The 15,997-nt window shown below is 32.9% G+C and carries 13 protein-coding genes; 4 read left to right on the top strand and 9 right to left on the bottom strand.

Translation table 11 applies throughout. The annotated features are described in order from the left end of the window. Positions 1-6 precede the first annotated feature (6 nt). The 8 genes from BG05_RS15435 to BG05_RS15400 all read right to left on the bottom strand — a co-directional run bounded on the left by BG05_RS15435 (position 7) and on the right by BG05_RS15400 (position 9,766). Positions 7-765, bottom strand: a complete 759-nt coding sequence (locus BG05_RS15435) for an ABC transporter permease (RefSeq protein ID WP_002128193.1) — start codon at positions 763-765, stop codon at positions 7-9. A 19-nt stretch (positions 766-784) separates the two neighbouring features. Continuing rightward, entirely contained in the window at positions 785-1,615 is an 831-nt protein-coding gene (locus BG05_RS15430) for an ABC transporter permease (RefSeq protein ID WP_002128195.1), read from the bottom strand. Beyond that, positions 1,612-2,346: an ABC transporter ATP-binding protein gene (locus tag BG05_RS15425; protein ID WP_001058380.1), complete on the bottom strand. Its 735-nt coding sequence runs from the start codon at positions 2,344-2,346 to the stop codon at positions 1,612-1,614. The genes BG05_RS15430 and BG05_RS15425 overlap by 4 nt, the downstream gene beginning before the upstream one ends. A gap of 115 nt (positions 2,347-2,461) precedes the next feature. After that, positions 2,462-3,070 carry a flavoprotein gene (locus BG05_RS15420; RefSeq protein WP_002128197.1) on the bottom strand — a complete coding sequence of 203 codons (609 nt, stop codon included), beginning with the start codon at positions 3,068-3,070 and terminating at the stop codon, positions 2,462-2,464. A gap of 25 nt (positions 3,071-3,095) precedes the next feature. Next, a complete protein-coding gene (locus tag BG05_RS15415) occupies positions 3,096-4,451 on the bottom strand; it encodes a lanthionine synthetase C family protein (protein WP_002167992.1) in 1,356 nt (451 codons plus the stop codon). 17 nt (positions 4,452-4,468) lie between these two features. After that, the gene (locus tag BG05_RS15410; protein ID WP_002128199.1) at positions 4,469-6,352 is read right to left on the bottom strand and encodes an ABC transporter ATP-binding protein; all 1,884 of its coding nucleotides are present in this window, start codon (positions 6,350-6,352) and stop codon (positions 4,469-4,471) included. Continuing rightward, complete coding sequence (locus BG05_RS15405; protein ID WP_002185394.1) at positions 6,324-9,539, bottom strand: lantibiotic dehydratase; 3,216 nt, start codon at positions 9,537-9,539, stop codon at positions 6,324-6,326. Before BG05_RS15405 ends, BG05_RS15410 begins: the two co-directional genes overlap by 29 nt. 86 nt (positions 9,540-9,625) lie before the next feature. Continuing rightward, positions 9,626-9,766: a gallidermin/nisin family lantibiotic gene (locus BG05_RS15400; protein WP_000606628.1), complete on the bottom strand. Its 141-nt coding sequence runs from the start codon at positions 9,764-9,766 to the stop codon at positions 9,626-9,628. A gap of 240 nt (positions 9,767-10,006) precedes the next feature. Between BG05_RS15400 and BG05_RS31075 the strand changes: the two genes are divergently transcribed. Genes BG05_RS31075 through BG05_RS15385 form a run of 4 tightly spaced genes read left to right on the top strand, consistent with a single transcriptional unit; the run spans position 10,007 to position 13,837 of the window. After that, positions 10,007-10,180, top strand: coding sequence for a hypothetical protein (locus BG05_RS31075; protein ID WP_001030236.1), 174 nt, complete (start codon positions 10,007-10,009; stop codon positions 10,178-10,180). Then, positions 10,155-11,123, top strand: a complete 969-nt coding sequence (locus BG05_RS15395; RefSeq protein WP_002128202.1) for a polyprenyl synthetase family protein — start codon at positions 10,155-10,157, stop codon at positions 11,121-11,123. Before BG05_RS31075 ends, BG05_RS15395 begins: the two co-directional genes overlap by 26 nt. Then, a complete protein-coding gene (locus tag BG05_RS15390; protein WP_033730040.1) occupies positions 11,116-13,257 on the top strand; it encodes a sensor histidine kinase in 2,142 nt (713 codons plus the stop codon). Before BG05_RS15395 ends, BG05_RS15390 begins: the two co-directional genes overlap by 8 nt. Continuing rightward, on the top strand, positions 13,229-13,837 hold the full coding sequence (locus tag BG05_RS15385) for a response regulator transcription factor (RefSeq protein WP_002128205.1): 609 nt from the start codon (positions 13,229-13,231) through the stop codon (positions 13,835-13,837). Before BG05_RS15390 ends, BG05_RS15385 begins: the two co-directional genes overlap by 29 nt. A 419-nt stretch (positions 13,838-14,256) precedes the next feature. Here the strand turns inward: BG05_RS15385 and BG05_RS15380 are convergent, their stop codons facing one another. Beyond that, a complete protein-coding gene (locus BG05_RS15380; protein ID WP_041867997.1) occupies positions 14,257-15,426 on the bottom strand; it encodes a serine hydrolase domain-containing protein in 1,170 nt (389 codons plus the stop codon). Positions 15,427-15,997 lie beyond the last annotated feature (571 nt).

Here is a 15,997-nt window from a genome sequence, read left to right as displayed (position 1 = left end):
CTTTTATTAACATGTAAATTCTTTTTTATTCCAAATGCTTATACAAACGCTAACACTAATAATCATGATACCTAGAATCAGGACGTATAAACTGTTACTTCCTGTGCTGAGAGCATGGAAGATACTTTGAACGGATAATAAAAAGAACGATAACTGACTTATGTACAAGCAGCCGATGTAAATTCCAATCAGAAGGAAAAAGCTAATAACTGCATTTGAAATTATGATACTTATTAAACTAGCAATAGCTAAACCACACATTTGAATAATAAAAAACAATCCATATACTTGTACCGTATAGAATATTGCTTCTATAGAGGTCTTTTGTTGACCGTAGAAAGTAAAAGCATCATCTGCTTTAAAAAACACCAACCCAAGTACTATGCCAATAAAAAGAACAACAAATAAGTAGAGTAATACCATTACAGAAAGAGAAAACCATTTTGACATAAGAAAGGTTAATCGTTGAAAAGGCCTAATTAAAAATAGACGATATGCTCCTGAGTTGTATTCTACATTTAAGCTATTCAAGAAACATACAGGCATGAAAATCAAAGTAATTAAGAAAGAAGATTCCTTTAATAAAAACCATGAAAAATTCCAAGAATTTAGTGGCACTTGTTGCCCATCATTATAAATCCCAACCCCATAGTACTTCAAAAACCAAGCTTGAAGAAAAACAATAACAGTAAAAATCCCCAACATCCATTTACTTTTTTTCTGATTCCATAGTCGTTCCCATTCACTTATAACTAATGCTTTCAATTGAACTCCCTCCTAGTTTTCAAATAAAATAATCTCTTTTCACAAATGACAAGTATGCGAACATTCCAAATAAGAAAATATAAATCGCTTCCACTATAACAATGTAAATGTTTATACTATTACTTGATGAAAGTAGAAATGCTATACCTGTATGCTGAATTTTAACGATTGACATGTACATAAGATGTAGTACAGTATTAGCGCTAATTATCGTTTGGCTAGAGAATTCTAAAATCTGTGGAATTGCAATAGCAAAGAAAATAAAGGCCACCCCTGATCCAAGAGTGATCATCGTACTTCTACTTAACGCCCCTATTAATGTAAATACAGAAACAATACAAATCATAGTAATGAAACATGCAAAGAAATACTTTAAGTTATATAGTATCGCCCCTGCAATAGAAACCTTGGTTTCATCTATAAATGTTATTAATGTATCTACTTTTGGAAAGAATAAATAGCCTGCTATGGAATTAAAAATCCAAAACAAAGTTAAATATAGGAACATGGTAGTTAATATAGTAGCAAGCTTAGCTACAAAAAGTTGTGAGGTAGAAAATGGACGAATCAAAATCATTCTTAATTGTCCATTTTCTACTTCATGCGCTATAACAGTAGAAATCAGTATTATAGCGATAATATTAAACGAAACCACAAGATGCTCAGAAATACTTATTATAGGAAAATTTAAAGCAGTAACGTAATCTGGTCTTCCAGGAGAAGTATGTTGATTCCAGTTTAGATAATATTTAACTGACGCAACTACCATTAAAGGTAAGAAAAACAAGATTATCCAAGTTATTTTTTGCGTCCAAAGCCTTTCAAATTCAGAAATAAAAAGCCCCCTCATGATGTCATCATCTCCACAAACACATCTTCCAACCTTTTTGTTGGATCTGTAATTAACTCTTCTTTCCTTCCTTGGGTGATAAGCTTTCCATTTCTAATTATGACAAGGCGGTCACACATTTGCTGAATTTCATCTAGTAAATGGCTTGAAATAAAAAAGGTTAAATTTTTCTTTTCACGAAGTTCAAGAATTAATTCCCTTAGCTCTCTCATGCCCATAGGATCCAGACCATTGGCTGGCTCATCTAATAAAATAACATCTGGATCACCTAGAAGAGCTTGTGCAATCCCGAGTCGCTGTCTCATTCCTAATGAATAATTTTTAATTTTCACATCTGCATCGTCAGTTAACCTTACAATAGATAGTATTGCTTCTACTTGTTCCAATTGTTCTTTTCGAGAAAGAGCAGGGTATAATCTCGCTAAATTTTGTAGCATTTTTCTACCCGTCATATACGGGAAGAATATTGGTGATTCGATAATTGCGCCCATATTCATCAAAGCCTGTTGTCTATTTTGATTTACATCTTGACCACTTATTTTTATGACTCCTTTTGTCGGGCGAATTAATCCTGTAAACATACGCATAACAGTTGTTTTTCCTGCCCCATTCGGCCCCAGAAAACCACAAATATCTCCTTTATATATTTTAGTTGAAAAATCATTTACTATTGTCTTGCCACCTACAGTTTTTGTTAAGTGATTTGCTTCTAAAACTATTTCATTATTCATATAAAATCCCTCCTTATGGACTAATATAGAAGACAAATATTAAAAAAAAATAAAGAAAAGAAAAAAAATAAAGAAAAGAATAAAGAAAAGAAAAAAACTCACAAAAATGTGAGTTTTAGTGCATTTCAACCGTTTCATGTACAGTTACTGACTTTCTTTTCTCAAATTCCTTAAAGAGTATATGCAATACTTCTTGATTATTAGGTAAAACATAGTTCGGTTTCAAAGACATAGTCGCAATTTCAAAAGCTGTTGTTTTCAAAGGCGGAATCACTATATGATCATATTCTTTTAAAAGTTTAACATTATTCTGAACTACTTTTTTCTCCCACATTAATTTGTTCATATTAGGAAAAAAGAGAACTGGTTTATCATGAGCAAGAATGACTGTACTTAATAAATCATCAGCTAAACCATGAGCTACTTTTGAAATAGTATTTCCTGTAGCTGGTAATACCATTAGTAAGTCTGCCCATCTAGCCAATTCCACATGACCTGGTTTACCACTTAGGGTAAGTTCCTCATCGATAAATACCTCATTACAATATAATTTCACGGTTTCTGCAGGGATAAGTTTTATTGCACTTTTTGTCATGATAACCTTTACTTCACTAAAATTCGCTTTCAATATAGCTAAATATTGAAAAATTCCAGCTACTGCAATAGAGCCGCTTACTCCTACTAATATTTTCTTAGAATTAAGCAATTGATTCATTTGGTTCATACTGTAACATCCTCTCAATTCTTGATTAGGAAATTAGAAATACTCCGTCCCACCATGGTTCCTCTACTGCGCTTAGACTTAATAATGTTAAAAGTACACCACTTACACCTTCCAATAGTCCTACCTTGTTTAGCTCGTTTGAAGTCTGCTCATTGGATTGTAAGTCTTTAAAGCCAAATGGTGCTTGAGGATCATATGCATCCATTACATAATCTATTAATTTTGTAATGGATTGCATCGATATTTCCCCATCTTCATCTTTTGCCATCCTAATAGACATTTGTAATAATCCCGCTCTTCCATGACAAAATGTTGGAGAAGATAAATCCCATTCTTCCTCACTTTGCAAAAGTGTATCTTGATAAGAACTTAATGCAATTTTCATGGCCTTCTGATCCTTCAAGGATCTCCCAGCCAGATAGAGAGCTCTTGCTACTCCTGGATTTCCATAGCACCAGCCTTTTCGCTTCGGATACACGTGGTATGATTGGTCATTGACCACTTCTTTAAAACTAAGCCTCGCAGGCCACGAACCTTCATCTTGCCATTTTATTAGCCAATCTATCATTTTACGAATCGCTTGCTTTTGTCCAGGAACTTCAATTCCTTGTTCGATAGCCAACGCCATCAAGGAAAGTGGGCCAGGCATTCCATGAGCATGGCCGCAATTGAAATTCCCATCCGGAAATAGTATCTTATCTGTTTCCAAAAACTGATTGGTGTACGGTACGTACCAACCAGGTAGAACTTCTCCATTCACCTCAATGTCATTAGACATATTAATAAAACAATTGAGAATTTGTTTGAGTGCTTCCAAATTTGATTCAAGTTGAATATTTTGCAGTAAATAACGCCCTACTCCAGTAGCACCTTGGATTGTATCGTACATAAATGGATGAACACCACATTCTTCTTTCCCGTAGTTCAATACAAGATGTAACTGCGAAAGTACAAATTCATTTAACTTTTGTAAAAATATATGATATCTTTCATAGTTACGCGAAGCATACGATGTCGCATACGCAATACCAGAAACACCGCCAAACATAGAAATACTATTCACACCTTGTTTTTCTATTGCCTTTTGTATTTCTACCAAGTGACTATGTGCAATAAGATCCCATCCCTCTTTTGGAAACTGTCGATCTAATTCTGCAAATAACATTATAGTACCTGGATAACCATGGGATAAAGTAATGGGGTCCCATGGATGAAGTGTTCCTCCATTTGGTATATTATCAGGCTCCATAACAATTTTTTCTACATACATCGGATCCTTTAATTGCTCTGCTATATCACGAACTAACTTTAATGCTTTATTTCTTTTTTCAATACTAATTCCCTGTAACCAAAATGACTTTTTTTCTGTAGTTAATTGCATATTTTTCTCCTCTCTAATTAAACATTCACTTGAATTTTGGAATAATCTATAAAATTTTTAGCTTGTAACTCAAATAGTCTTGCGTATATTCCTTTTATCTTTAATAGTTCATTATGAGTACCTAGTTCCACGACTCTACCTTTATCGAGGACCATAATTTTTGTAGCATGCCTTACAGTTGAATACCGATGGGATATAAAGAGCCCCATACAATTCTTTGTAATTTCTTTAAAATCTCTAAAAACCTCTTCTTCTGCTTCTGGATCTAATGCGGCAGTAGGTTCATCTAGAATATATAGGCTCGCATCCCTCATGTATGCTCTTGAAATGGCGATTCTTTGCCATTGCCCTCCAGATAACTGAATTCCGTTCGCAAAAGTTTTCCCAAGTTGTGTATCCATTTGGTTAGGCAAACTATTAATCATCTTTAATGCTCCAGATTTTTTAGCAGCAGCTTGTATAGCCATTACTTGATCGGCTTTTTTATAGTCACCATAGCCAATATTATCTTTAACATCTAGTTCATATCTAACAAAGTCTTGGAAAATAGCACTAATCTTATCCTGCCATTCGTTTGTACTGTATTGATGAATGGGTTTTCCATCTAATAGAATAATCCCTTCAAAGTCCGTATAAAGTTTTGTAATTAACTTTACAATCGTAGATTTACCCGAACCATTAGATCCGACAAGAGCCAATGTTTCACCTGGTTTTATGTGAAAATTCACTTTTTTTAATGTATACTCTTTTTGACCAGGATACTTAAAAGAGACATTTATAAATCGAATACCTTTTTCCTCAAAAGAGATGCTATCTAAATAAGTATTGTCTCCATTATTTGAAACATCCCTTTCTTCAGGAACGTCCAAAAATGAGAATAGTTGAGTCATATAAAGATTGTTTTGGTGCATATTAAAAATCATATACATTAATTCATTAGATGTTTTTTGTGTAGTATTTACAGCTTGAAAATAAGCGATAAGACTTCCAATAGCAATAATCCCTGTTACAGCATCCATAACCACCATAAACTGCACAAACATTACAAAAGCCACGCTGATTAATTGAAAAAACAGGTCAATCCTCATCTTTTTTAAAAGCAGACGTCTATCTTGCAGATAAAATCGATTGAACATATTTGAATAATTTTTTAGAAGTAAATTGCCCAATCCAAATAGTTTCACTTCTTTTACTGTGATGTCTGTCGTTAGCAAATAGTAGTAGTAAAATTGTTTTCTTGTTTCTTCGGCACGCTTATGACTAATTAAAAAAATTTCTTTTCCAATTTTCATGATTGACCAGGAAGAGATTAGTGGTAATAGAATTAAAATTAGGGTAAACTGCCAGTTCCAAATCATTAAGATACCAGAAATAGAAATCACAGTTATTCCACTTTTTATAATCCCCATAAGTTCTTCAAAAATAGCAAATGGTTTATATGTGGAATCTTGGCGCGCCCTTTGAAGTTTGTTGTAAATTTCTGGGTTCTCGAAACTGGAATAAGGTAATCTTTTTGCTTTTTCTATTAATTTTACATTGATTTTATTAGAAAGAAGATTTCGGTAAAGCTGTTTATATGTTTCCAAAACTGATCCTGTAACACCCGTTAAAATTGTAACTAGTGCAAAGGCTATAAAAAACGGTAAAACATGAGTAAAATAATCATCCTTGTACCCATTCTGGTAGATGTTTTGTACTGTATTAACAAGGTATTGGATTGTCAAAATCAATGCTGCAGGTAATAATCCATTTACAAAATTTAAGGTAAGCACACAGAAGAAATATCCTCTGTGCGTTTCCCATAAAAGTTTAAATAAACCAGGCCAATAATGAAAAGACTTTAAAATATTTGAAAATGATAGTTTCTCATCTTCAGGTGTGTGATTGAGTATCTGTTTCATTCTGATTCCTCCAATATCGCTGGCTTGATAAGATATGCCGCGTAAAGGCAAGTGCTTTTTTTTCTAGTTCCCGATTAGCTCCCAATAGTCGATTACAATGCATATGAATAATTGCTCCCATAATTGTTTGTTGTTTATTCCAGAGCTTGTCTTCATTTTTATATTTTTGAATACTGGAAAAATATTCTTTTAATGATTCTCTCCGAACTAATAGACTTTTATAAATCTCTAGTCCAATTGATGAATTGTAATTACGTAAATTATTCCAATCACCTTCAGGATTTCCAATGTTATTTAATAATTTTCTCATTGGTCTAAATTCATCCATGAATTCATATTTATCTGTATTTCTTTCAATAGTTTCCAATTGTTGTTCATAAGTTAAACCAAAATTCTCCATAATCTCAATTATGTTTAAGGATGCCAGTGCATGTACTGGCAGTTCAGCTTGTTGTCCGATCACATTAAGAAGCATTGTTACTGACCTACTATCGTAATGGAAGAAATTCTCGGCCAATTCTATCAGATACGGACCACCATATCGCTCTATTTCTCGTTCATACGTATCAATCGTCATTTTATGAATAAATCCAGAGTTCATTAAATTATTTGCCCAATCCCTTAAATGAGTAAGAACAGATGCATTCAACTTCTTGGGATCTCCATAAAATCGCAAACGAATATGAGCATCTGGATCACGATATCGCATGAAGAACCATGATTGAGCCAAACCATTTTGTACAATATTATTAGCAAATGATGTCATATATTTTGAAATAAATTCATTCTCTCTTGCTTGTGGAACATAGAGCTTAACATATAGCCATTCACTTCCGGGCAAACGATAAATCATTTTCTCACTAACCATCTCTTTTTTTCCGTCTTCAACAGCTCCTAAACTCTTCCTTTTAGCGACATCGTTCATTTTTTTCAACGGAAATACAACTTCCATTGCATGACTACCCAGCGGGCTGCTAAGGCAATTTTTATTGATGTCATGTAATGATTCTCTCAACTGTAATCTACCCTGCTTAAAAAGTTCATTCTTTAATTCTCGAAGATGAAGAATATTTTCAAGATCAATTAAAATCCTATTGTCACTATACGTCATAAATACATAGCGTGGAACAGCCCATTTCACTCTCCATTTTTCAAATAGGATTAAAAATTCATCATCACTTTTAGGTTTATTTTTCATACCAATAGTTTCTCTATTTAACTTCCAAATTGCAGGAGACAGAATGATATTTTTGTAACGAATCCTTGGATAATAAGGTGAAGATGTCATATTACCCCAATTGAATGTTCTCCAGTGGTCTAAATCATTTAGGGAAACTTCTCTCATAAAGCGATAAATATTAGGGCCACTTTGGTAATTTAGTACATTACCAGCTACCACTTTAATTCTTTTCCCAAATTTTTTAGATTTCAGATAAAAGTTTTCTAATGATGCTCCAACGACAATATCATCAATTGGAATTTGCAAAGTATCTTCATCTCCATTTGTTCCAAGAGTTACAGTTACTTCTCTTGTAGTTTTTCCAATTGCCACATTCGCTGAACGGCCAGTTGCCGGAAGAAAACTTCCCTCTACCATAACGATATCATTATTAAATTGATGGTCAATCTCCGCTTCTTGTTGCTGAATTTCACGTCTAACATTTGGATCTAAGATATCTAAAAATCGACCAAATGTGCTTCCTGCTGCATGAGATCCTGGATTTGGGCTTAGGCATAAATTATACTTTCCATTGTCTAATTCCTCTTGCGAAGTAGCATACAATTCTCCATATACTTCAAATGAATCTGGAGCGTATCGAGTATCTTTTTCTATTCCAATTCTGCTAATTATTTCATCAGTAATTTCAATTTCTTTTTGCTGATTATGAATAGCTTCAATAAGCATATATGATAATTGGACATTACGTTCTTCATCTAAAGGCGGCGTAAAATTTTCTCCATCCCTATTTCCTTTTGGATTTTTATATGTCGCGGGTGCTCCAAGCCCTAATTCCTCACTTAAAAGTTCTACCAATGGAACTTCCCTAGTTGTTCCGTATTTTTCTAAAAATTCAATATGATATTTTTGGAGATGAGGAAATCCAACTCCGCTATCGGCTATGCTCCATAACACTTGAGCTGCTTTACTAACATCATTTGCTACGTTTTTTCCTATAGCTAAATCATGCATATTTAAAGCGAAATCTACTTGAAGAGGCGTTGAAACTTCATAAATCCCCTTCATTAATAGGATAAGATCGTTGTATATAGAAAGCCCCTTTCCAAGCTGTAATTGGTCATAAACAAGTATTAAATCTTTTACCTTCAGTAAATCTTCCCATATTTGATCTTCACCAACTCTTACTTTTAACTTGTCAATCACATAATCAAATGGGGAGTCATATGTAAGTGGCGGTCTTAGCTCAGTTATAAGGTATTCTTGCTCTACCAACTGGAGAATAAAGTTTTCCATTACCTTTATATCTGTGCCTGGATAGTCATTATTCAACTTTTGGAGAAGCTCTTTCACTGTAATATGTGTTTCAGCTAAATCTAAAACTTTCTTAACAACTTCACTATATGTAATTGAAATATTTTCTTTTTTCTCCATATCTTTCTTACGAAGTTGTCCACATTCAGTTGAAAAAGGTAAATATAGGCGGTTTCCGACACGATAAGTAGCATGATTTTTACTAACCATTAAAAATTGGAGAATACAAGGATTTTTTTCAAGTGATGAAACCACTCCCAATAACCATTCCATATCAGGCCGAGTTCTTTTCTTAAATTGTTCAAAATGGCTCATTTCAAGTAAAGATTTTTCTTTAAACTCTCCGGATGCTACCCCGGAAAAAGCTCCAAAAGGTGTTGGGCGTGTTGTCATTCTTAACATATATCGTAATACAGAAGATATTACTTGTTGTGTTTTCCTATTACTTAAATCACCATGTATATATTTAAGAGATTCAAGCAATGAAGGACTTGCAATGGCAATGGCTTCCTTAATGTAATCCATTTCTGCATATTCCCTTAATTTTTCAATCAATAATTCTTGATCCTTAATTTGATATAGTGCGTTAAATGGTAAAAACGGGGATCTAATCATAAAAAATGGTAGAGGTTCAAATATATTATTACATGCGGTTTTATTTGATGTATGAATAGTCTTCCTTTTTTCTGTAATCATTTGGAATCTTCCCTTCTGTTCTAATCAAATATTATAATAGGAGAAAAAGAGGGACACATCTGTGTTCCCTCTTTTTTGGCATTCAATTAGCAACAGAAGCTATTGAATGAACCTGTGTTTCCACAACCAGGCGTACAAGCTGAAATACTTGTAATTTGTGGATCTACATCACCTGAAGCTGTTGTTACTTGAACATCCAAATCAAAAAGGTTTTTTTCGTTAATCATTTTCTTTTCCCCCTAAAATTTTTATTAAGACGTTATGTCTTATGTGTCTAATTTATCAGATAAATATCCTAGTAGAATCCGTATATTCCGCAAGTTTATATTGTAAATTCACGCATAATAAAAAAAATATATGTAAATTAAGTATTAAAAATTTAAGGACTATATTGAAAATATCCCATTTTTATTGTATTTTTTTATATAGAACTAAAATACAGAATATTTGGAAAGAGGGTTATTTTTATGAATAAAGCAATATGGGAATTTTTAATGGAGATGAAAAAAAACAAACTTACCTTTGAAACTTATGAATTATGTCCTTCATTGGAGACACTATCAGTTGAAGAGCGAATTGTATTAGATGAGTATGCAAAGGATTTCCGGGTGAAAATTGATGGTGGAAATCAGTGGGTTTAAAGATTGTTTAATCAATCATATTGATTACCATATCTCCTACCGTAATCAAAGTGATGAATCTGAAATACTTCTACTTATTCAGAAATGTCTTTCTCATAAAGGAAAGGTTTTAAATCCTGAATATTCTGGCTTCTCGTGGGGAGAGCTATATCTAGCTCTTTCTTTTTTGACCAAACGACAACCAATAACAAAAAGAGAATTAGATAAGGCAATGGGGGTTGAATTTATCTTTTTATCCGCGGATATAATAGATGATTTGTGTGATGGAGACGTATTAGATCCATTATATTTTAAAAACGAATATCCTCGTTTTTTGTTAGTTTCTCAATATTTACTTATGCAAGGACTGATATACTTAACTTATAAGACAAAAGATACTGCAACACGAGATCTTCTCCAACAATTGATACATTCGTGTTGTGGAGAATGGAAAGATATCCAATTTTGTTTTTCAATAGATAAAAAAATAATTTTAAGTGAAGAAGAATATATGAAACTTATTGAAAAGAAATCCGGTCTACTCACAGAAATTATCTTTCGAACTATTAATCCTGAAAATAGAATTTTAAAAGAAATTACATCTTATATAGGGATAGCTGGTCAGCTAAGAAATGATGCTAATGATGCCATGACAGATAATAAAAATGACCTTCAGGACTTAAAGGCTTATCTTCCTTTTTTAAAAGCTTATGAATATAGTTGCAAAACACAGGATAATTTTTTTGAAAATTTAACGGATGAACAAATATCTTCGTCACCTGAAGTTCGGGCATTAGTCCGGGATTACATAGAACAATCTGGAGCACTTCACTATTGTCGTATCCTATCTCAACTATATTATAGAAAAGCATTTGCACTCTTAGAAATGCATTTTGTTCTTTCTAAAGACGAAATGACTTATTTTCAAATGATGGTTATGGGCAGAGGTCACTCCTATGCGTAATATTTGGTTCTGTATACCTTTAAGCATTTTATATTTATTAATACTTTTAATAAATACTTACTATTTTCACTCTAGTAATTTTAAAGAAAGCGTTAACTCTTTATTAATTAGTCATTTTTATATGATCAGCGTTATTAGTCTTATTTTTTTTACTATAGGATTAATTAGCTTTTTAAAAAAAAGACAATCTATTGTAGCAAAAAAATTCTTTTCTCTAACATCAGTCTTTGGGATAGCTATTTTAACATCCTTATTATCTAGCTATGATATAAATATTTTTAAAGCTATAGAGGTGAGTAGTATTTTTATACTTTCTTATCTCTTAATAAGTTTTTTCTCTAATTTCCCTGTATCTACCAAACCAAAATATGTAAAAATATTCAACCTTGTATCATTTGTAATTTCAACAGGATTGACAATTATTTATATAATTTTTTGTTGTTTTGGATATATGTCTAACAATAATTTTAGCTTTTTATTTAAAGTTTTACTAATTACTAACCTATTTCTGAGTATTAGCATCTGTGTTTTTCTTGTTTCATTACATTTACGAGAAAATAACCTTAAGGTGAAAAGTCAATTATATATTCTGATTTTTGGTATTATTCTTAGTTTTTTACCTATTGTTCTACTTAATCTGATTCCCGGTCTACTTTTTGGGGAATCTAAAATTCCATTTACATATTGTTTACCTAGTATTATTATATTTCCTTTAACTATTTCTTATTTATTAATAAAGCAAGAAGTTATCGAATTTGAGATTAGAATTTCTAAATGGCTAACAAACTTACTCTTTTACTTGCTCAATTTCTTATTTTTAAATTTTTCGGTTGAGCAATTCATAGATTTGTCACAAAAAGAAATATTTATACTATGCGGCTTAAGTGTATTATCTGTTGTACTCTCTGTATATATATATAAACTTATTCTCTCATTATTTAGGTATTTAAACATAAAAAAGGATGCACAATCAGGTTTACATAAGATTGAGCTTTTTCAAACACTCTCGAAGGAAAAACATGCTAAAGAGCTTGCAAAATTAGTCGGACAGCTTATTAACCAGATGTTTAACATTAACGGCGTTTCCATAATATGGAACTCAAATAGTATTTATCATTCATTATATGAGACAGGTATTTTTCAGGATATGGATAAATTTGAGCTGTTTAACCAATTGAATCAACTTGAACAGAATTACTTACTAAAGGAAGGTACTACTCCTATTCATATTCAGTTTGAAAAATACCACTTAATTTGTTTTCCAATACTCATTTACCAAGGCATGCAGGGAGCTATTATTATTGGTGAAAAAAATGATTATACATTATTTAAACCTCAAGAAATTAATGAACTTGAAGAGGTTGTAATAAACTCGGCAAATTTACTATTAAGTGTTAATACCCTCAATAGTAATAAAAAAGAAATTCGAAAAGCAAAGGTAAAAGCTCAAAACTGGAAACAATTTAACTATCAGATTATTCAATCTCTAGAGAATGAAAGGAAAAGGCTTTCGATTTTCTTACATGATGAAATTCTTCAAATTCTTATTTTGCAATTAAACGAAATAAGAATGCTTCAGACCAAAAGAAACTTTTCTATAGACATATTAAATTCAATGGATGAGCAACTTGAAGATATTATCTATAGCATTAGAAAAATGTGTCATAATCTTCACCCTATTATCGTAGAAGATTTAGGTTTAGAAGCAAGTTTACACACACTAAAACGCGAGTTCGAATTAAATTATCGCATTCTCATTCATATACAATTTAATTGCAAATTAAAAATTCTCTCGAAAAATCTCGAAATACAGATTTATCGTATTATAAAAGAGCTACTGAATAATGCTATTAAGCACTCCAAGGGGAATAATGTTCAAATACATATCATAGAAGAAAGAGGCTGCTATGTTTGTACTGTAGAAGATGACGGCATAGGCTTTTGTGTTCCGAACAGTTTTTCTGAATTTAGTACAAGCAACCACCTTGGTCTAATGACCATCCAGCGTCAAATTTCCGAGTTGAACGGAAATTTGAGAATATCTTCTGAAAAAGAACATGGAACATTAGTCACATTTACCATACCAGTAAATTGGGAGGAAAATAATGAGTATACATACACTACTAGTGGATGACCATTTGTTGGTTATGCTAGGCATCCAAAGACTACTAGAATCTGAGGAAGATATTGAGGTGATTAATACCGTTCACGATCCTTCCATATTAATTAAAACTGTGGAAGATACCCGTCCTGATGTAATTGTTACAGACATCAGGATGAAGCAGTATAATGGTATTGAACTTACAAAAGATTTATTGTCAAAATTTCCGGATGTAAAGGTTGTAATTCTATCAGGATATGATCATGAAGAATATTATAATGCGGCCTTTGAAGCTGGAGCAAGTGCATACATTACGAAAGAAAGATCAGCATTTGACCTAGCTAACGCAATTCGTCAAAGTCACATGGGATATATACTATTTTCTAAGAATCAGATTATGGGAAATAATATTGAAGCACTAACTTCTGCTGAACAAAGAATATTACTCTTAATCTCAAAAGATAAAACAAATTATGAGATTAGTACGGACCTTTCAATCAGTAAAAGAACTGTAGAATATCACATTTCTTCAATTATTAGAAAACTGGGTGTAGATTCAAGAGTTGGAGCAGTCGTAAAAGGGATTAAAAAAGGATTAATTGAAGGTTTTTAAGGATAAGGTGACATTGCAGAACTGTTATGTCTAAAAGTTTATTGATAAATACAGAGACACAGAATCATAGTATATAACCACCAATACCTGCAAATGAAGAAATAGGACTCATGATTGGGTCCTATTTCTTCATTTGAGATAACTTTAACCAGATAAAAATTACAATCTTTTATTATATTCATAAATTCCCTCCCCATTATATTTTAAATTCATTCTGTATATGTTCCCACCACATTTCTCTCAGGCTGGAAAAGCAAAATCTTGCTCAAAATGAAAACACGCCATCCTTTCCTATGATTCTACAGAAAGAATAGCGTATTTTTTTATTTTAGGGAGGATTTTATTTTATTAGCTTAATAGCGCTGGATTACCGTCAAAGTTCCAAAAACCTCAAAATTTATCCGTTTTTCCTTTTTTACCTACTTACCAAATTCAGCAAGTAAAATATTTTTAAAAGGATCAGGACTGTTAGCTCTACCCATACTGTTCAAACTGACGGCCAACGTATGCTTACCTCCAAGTATACCTCCAGCAAAAGTACTAAATCCTGGAATACCACCTGTGTGTCCCCATATCGGGACACCGTTTGGAAGCTTAGTTTCATAGATTCCAAGACCGTATCTCCCGATTTCAGCTCTTCCTGTAGGAACTGTAGTAAGCATTTGTTTTAGTTGCTGTTCTTTCATTAATTTTCCACCGAGCAAGTAAGAAAAGAATTTGTTTAAGTCGTCAGCAGTAGAAATCATATCTCCAGCCGAGCTACCTATACTTGGATTAAAATAAGTAACGTCTTTTAGCTCACTTGCTCCGTCTGGTTGGACATATCCACGGGCATGCTTAGTGCCTGGAATAACGCTTGAATTGCCAGGTAGAAATGTATTCGACAATTCAAGCGGTTCAATAATCCGATTTTCAATCTCTTCCGCATAACTGTTTCCGGTTACTTTTTCAATAAGGATACCCAGTAATACGTATCCTGTGTTTGAATAAGACCAGCCCTTTCCTGGGGCAAAGTCTGGGGGCATCGAAAGTCCAATCTTCACTAGCTCTTCAGCGGTATACAATCTTTTTGTATGCGTAAAATCAGCTTCTTTTGACCTTGAGTATTCAGCGATACCACTTGTATGATTCAACATCTGACGGATAGTAATCTGTTTAGCATCATATCCATTTCCTTGAATGACACCAGGCAACCATTTTTCGATGGAGTCGTCTAGATTCAGGCGGTTCTCTCCAGCTAATTGAAGTAAAACCGTTGCGATGAACGTCTTCGTCACACTGCCAAGGCGAAAGCGAAAATCTGTTTTCATTGGTTGCTTGCTGCTCAGATCCGCTACCCCAGCGGCATAACCCCAAGTTTTTCCACCCTCAGAAGTTTTAGCAAGTATCCCCGGGTATCCAAGTTGCAATGTATCCCGCATTGCTTGCTTGACGGAATTACGATCTCGTTGAGTATTTGTTTGTAACGAACTAGATACATTTTGAGTGGGCTCTGCTTTTACAATTGAGGTTGGCGTTGTGTATAACAGGGAACTTCCAGCTATTAAAAGAGCCAGACTTGCAAATGTAATTTGACTACGTGTTTTCATAAGGCATTCCTCTCCTCTCCTCTATTCATATTGTATAGGTGGTTGCTTGATATTTCATACTCACCACACAGCTATCATCTCTACCGATGACAAAAAGTCAACATTGAATTCGTAATCATCTTCATAATGATTATTTTTACAAGCTCCATTCTGTCCTAGGTAAACCCCTCTTTTCCCACATATATGTTAACCCCAAAAATTACTTCTTTTCCTTGAAACACTCTTGTTACTGGTTTGTTGTTCATATATAAGTCATATCTGTTCCGCCTTTCACGCCTCTTTATATTTTTATCATACACAATGAAAATCTCTTTTTTCTTACCTATTTCTTACAAATTACTTACGTTCAAAATAGCTTCTATAATAGGATGAAGGAGTATCTGTACCGGAAAGTTCAGTAAATATATTAATCAAAAAGAAACACAGAGGTTTTTCACCTCTGTGTTTCTTTTTTCCATCCTTTTAAATATTAAAAGTCGATTTACTCTTAACAGGATGAATTCTGGCTCTTTTTTAATGTAATTTTTCTTCTTGCAATACAACACAAATGACATTGTGCTGCATGAAACAC

Source organism: Bacillus mycoides (genome assembly GCF_000832605.1).
GTDB classification, from domain to species: domain Bacteria; phylum Bacillota; class Bacilli; order Bacillales; family Bacillaceae_G; genus Bacillus_A; species Bacillus_A mycoides.
The sequence above is the reverse complement of the archived record's forward strand: the minus strand, read 5'-3'. Positions and strand labels throughout refer to the sequence as shown.

Excerpts from the sequence above, each read along its gene's own strand:
- BG05_RS15420 (WP_002128197.1), bottom strand. The coding sequence starts at position 3,070 with ATGAACCAAATGAATCAATTGCTTAATTCTAAGAAAATATTAGTAGGA.
- BG05_RS15380 (WP_041867997.1), bottom strand. The coding sequence starts at position 15,426 with ATGAAAACACGTAGTCAAATTACATTTGCAAGTCTGGCTCTTTTAATA.
- BG05_RS15425 (WP_001058380.1), bottom strand. The coding sequence starts at position 2,346 with ATGAATAATGAAATAGTTTTAGAAGCAAATCACTTAACAAAAACTGTA.
- BG05_RS31075 (WP_001030236.1), top strand. The coding sequence starts at position 10,007 with ATGAATAAAGCAATATGGGAATTTTTAATGGAGATGAAAAAAAACAAA.
- BG05_RS15415 (WP_002167992.1), bottom strand. The coding sequence starts at position 4,451 with ATGCAATTAACTACAGAAAAAAAGTCATTTTGGTTACAGGGAATTAGT.
- BG05_RS15430 (WP_002128195.1), bottom strand. The coding sequence starts at position 1,615 with ATGAGGGGGCTTTTTATTTCTGAATTTGAAAGGCTTTGGACGCAAAAA.
- BG05_RS15405 (WP_002185394.1), bottom strand. The coding sequence starts at position 9,539 with ATGATTACAGAAAAAAGGAAGACTATTCATACATCAAATAAAACCGCA.
- BG05_RS15390 (WP_033730040.1), top strand. The coding sequence starts at position 11,116 with ATGCGTAATATTTGGTTCTGTATACCTTTAAGCATTTTATATTTATTA.
- BG05_RS15410 (WP_002128199.1), bottom strand. The coding sequence starts at position 6,352 with ATGAAACAGATACTCAATCACACACCTGAAGATGAGAAACTATCATTT.
- BG05_RS15385 (WP_002128205.1), top strand. The coding sequence starts at position 13,229 with ATGAGTATACATACACTACTAGTGGATGACCATTTGTTGGTTATGCTA.
- BG05_RS15400 (WP_000606628.1), bottom strand. The coding sequence starts at position 9,766 with ATGATTAACGAAAAAAACCTTTTTGATTTGGATGTTCAAGTAACAACA.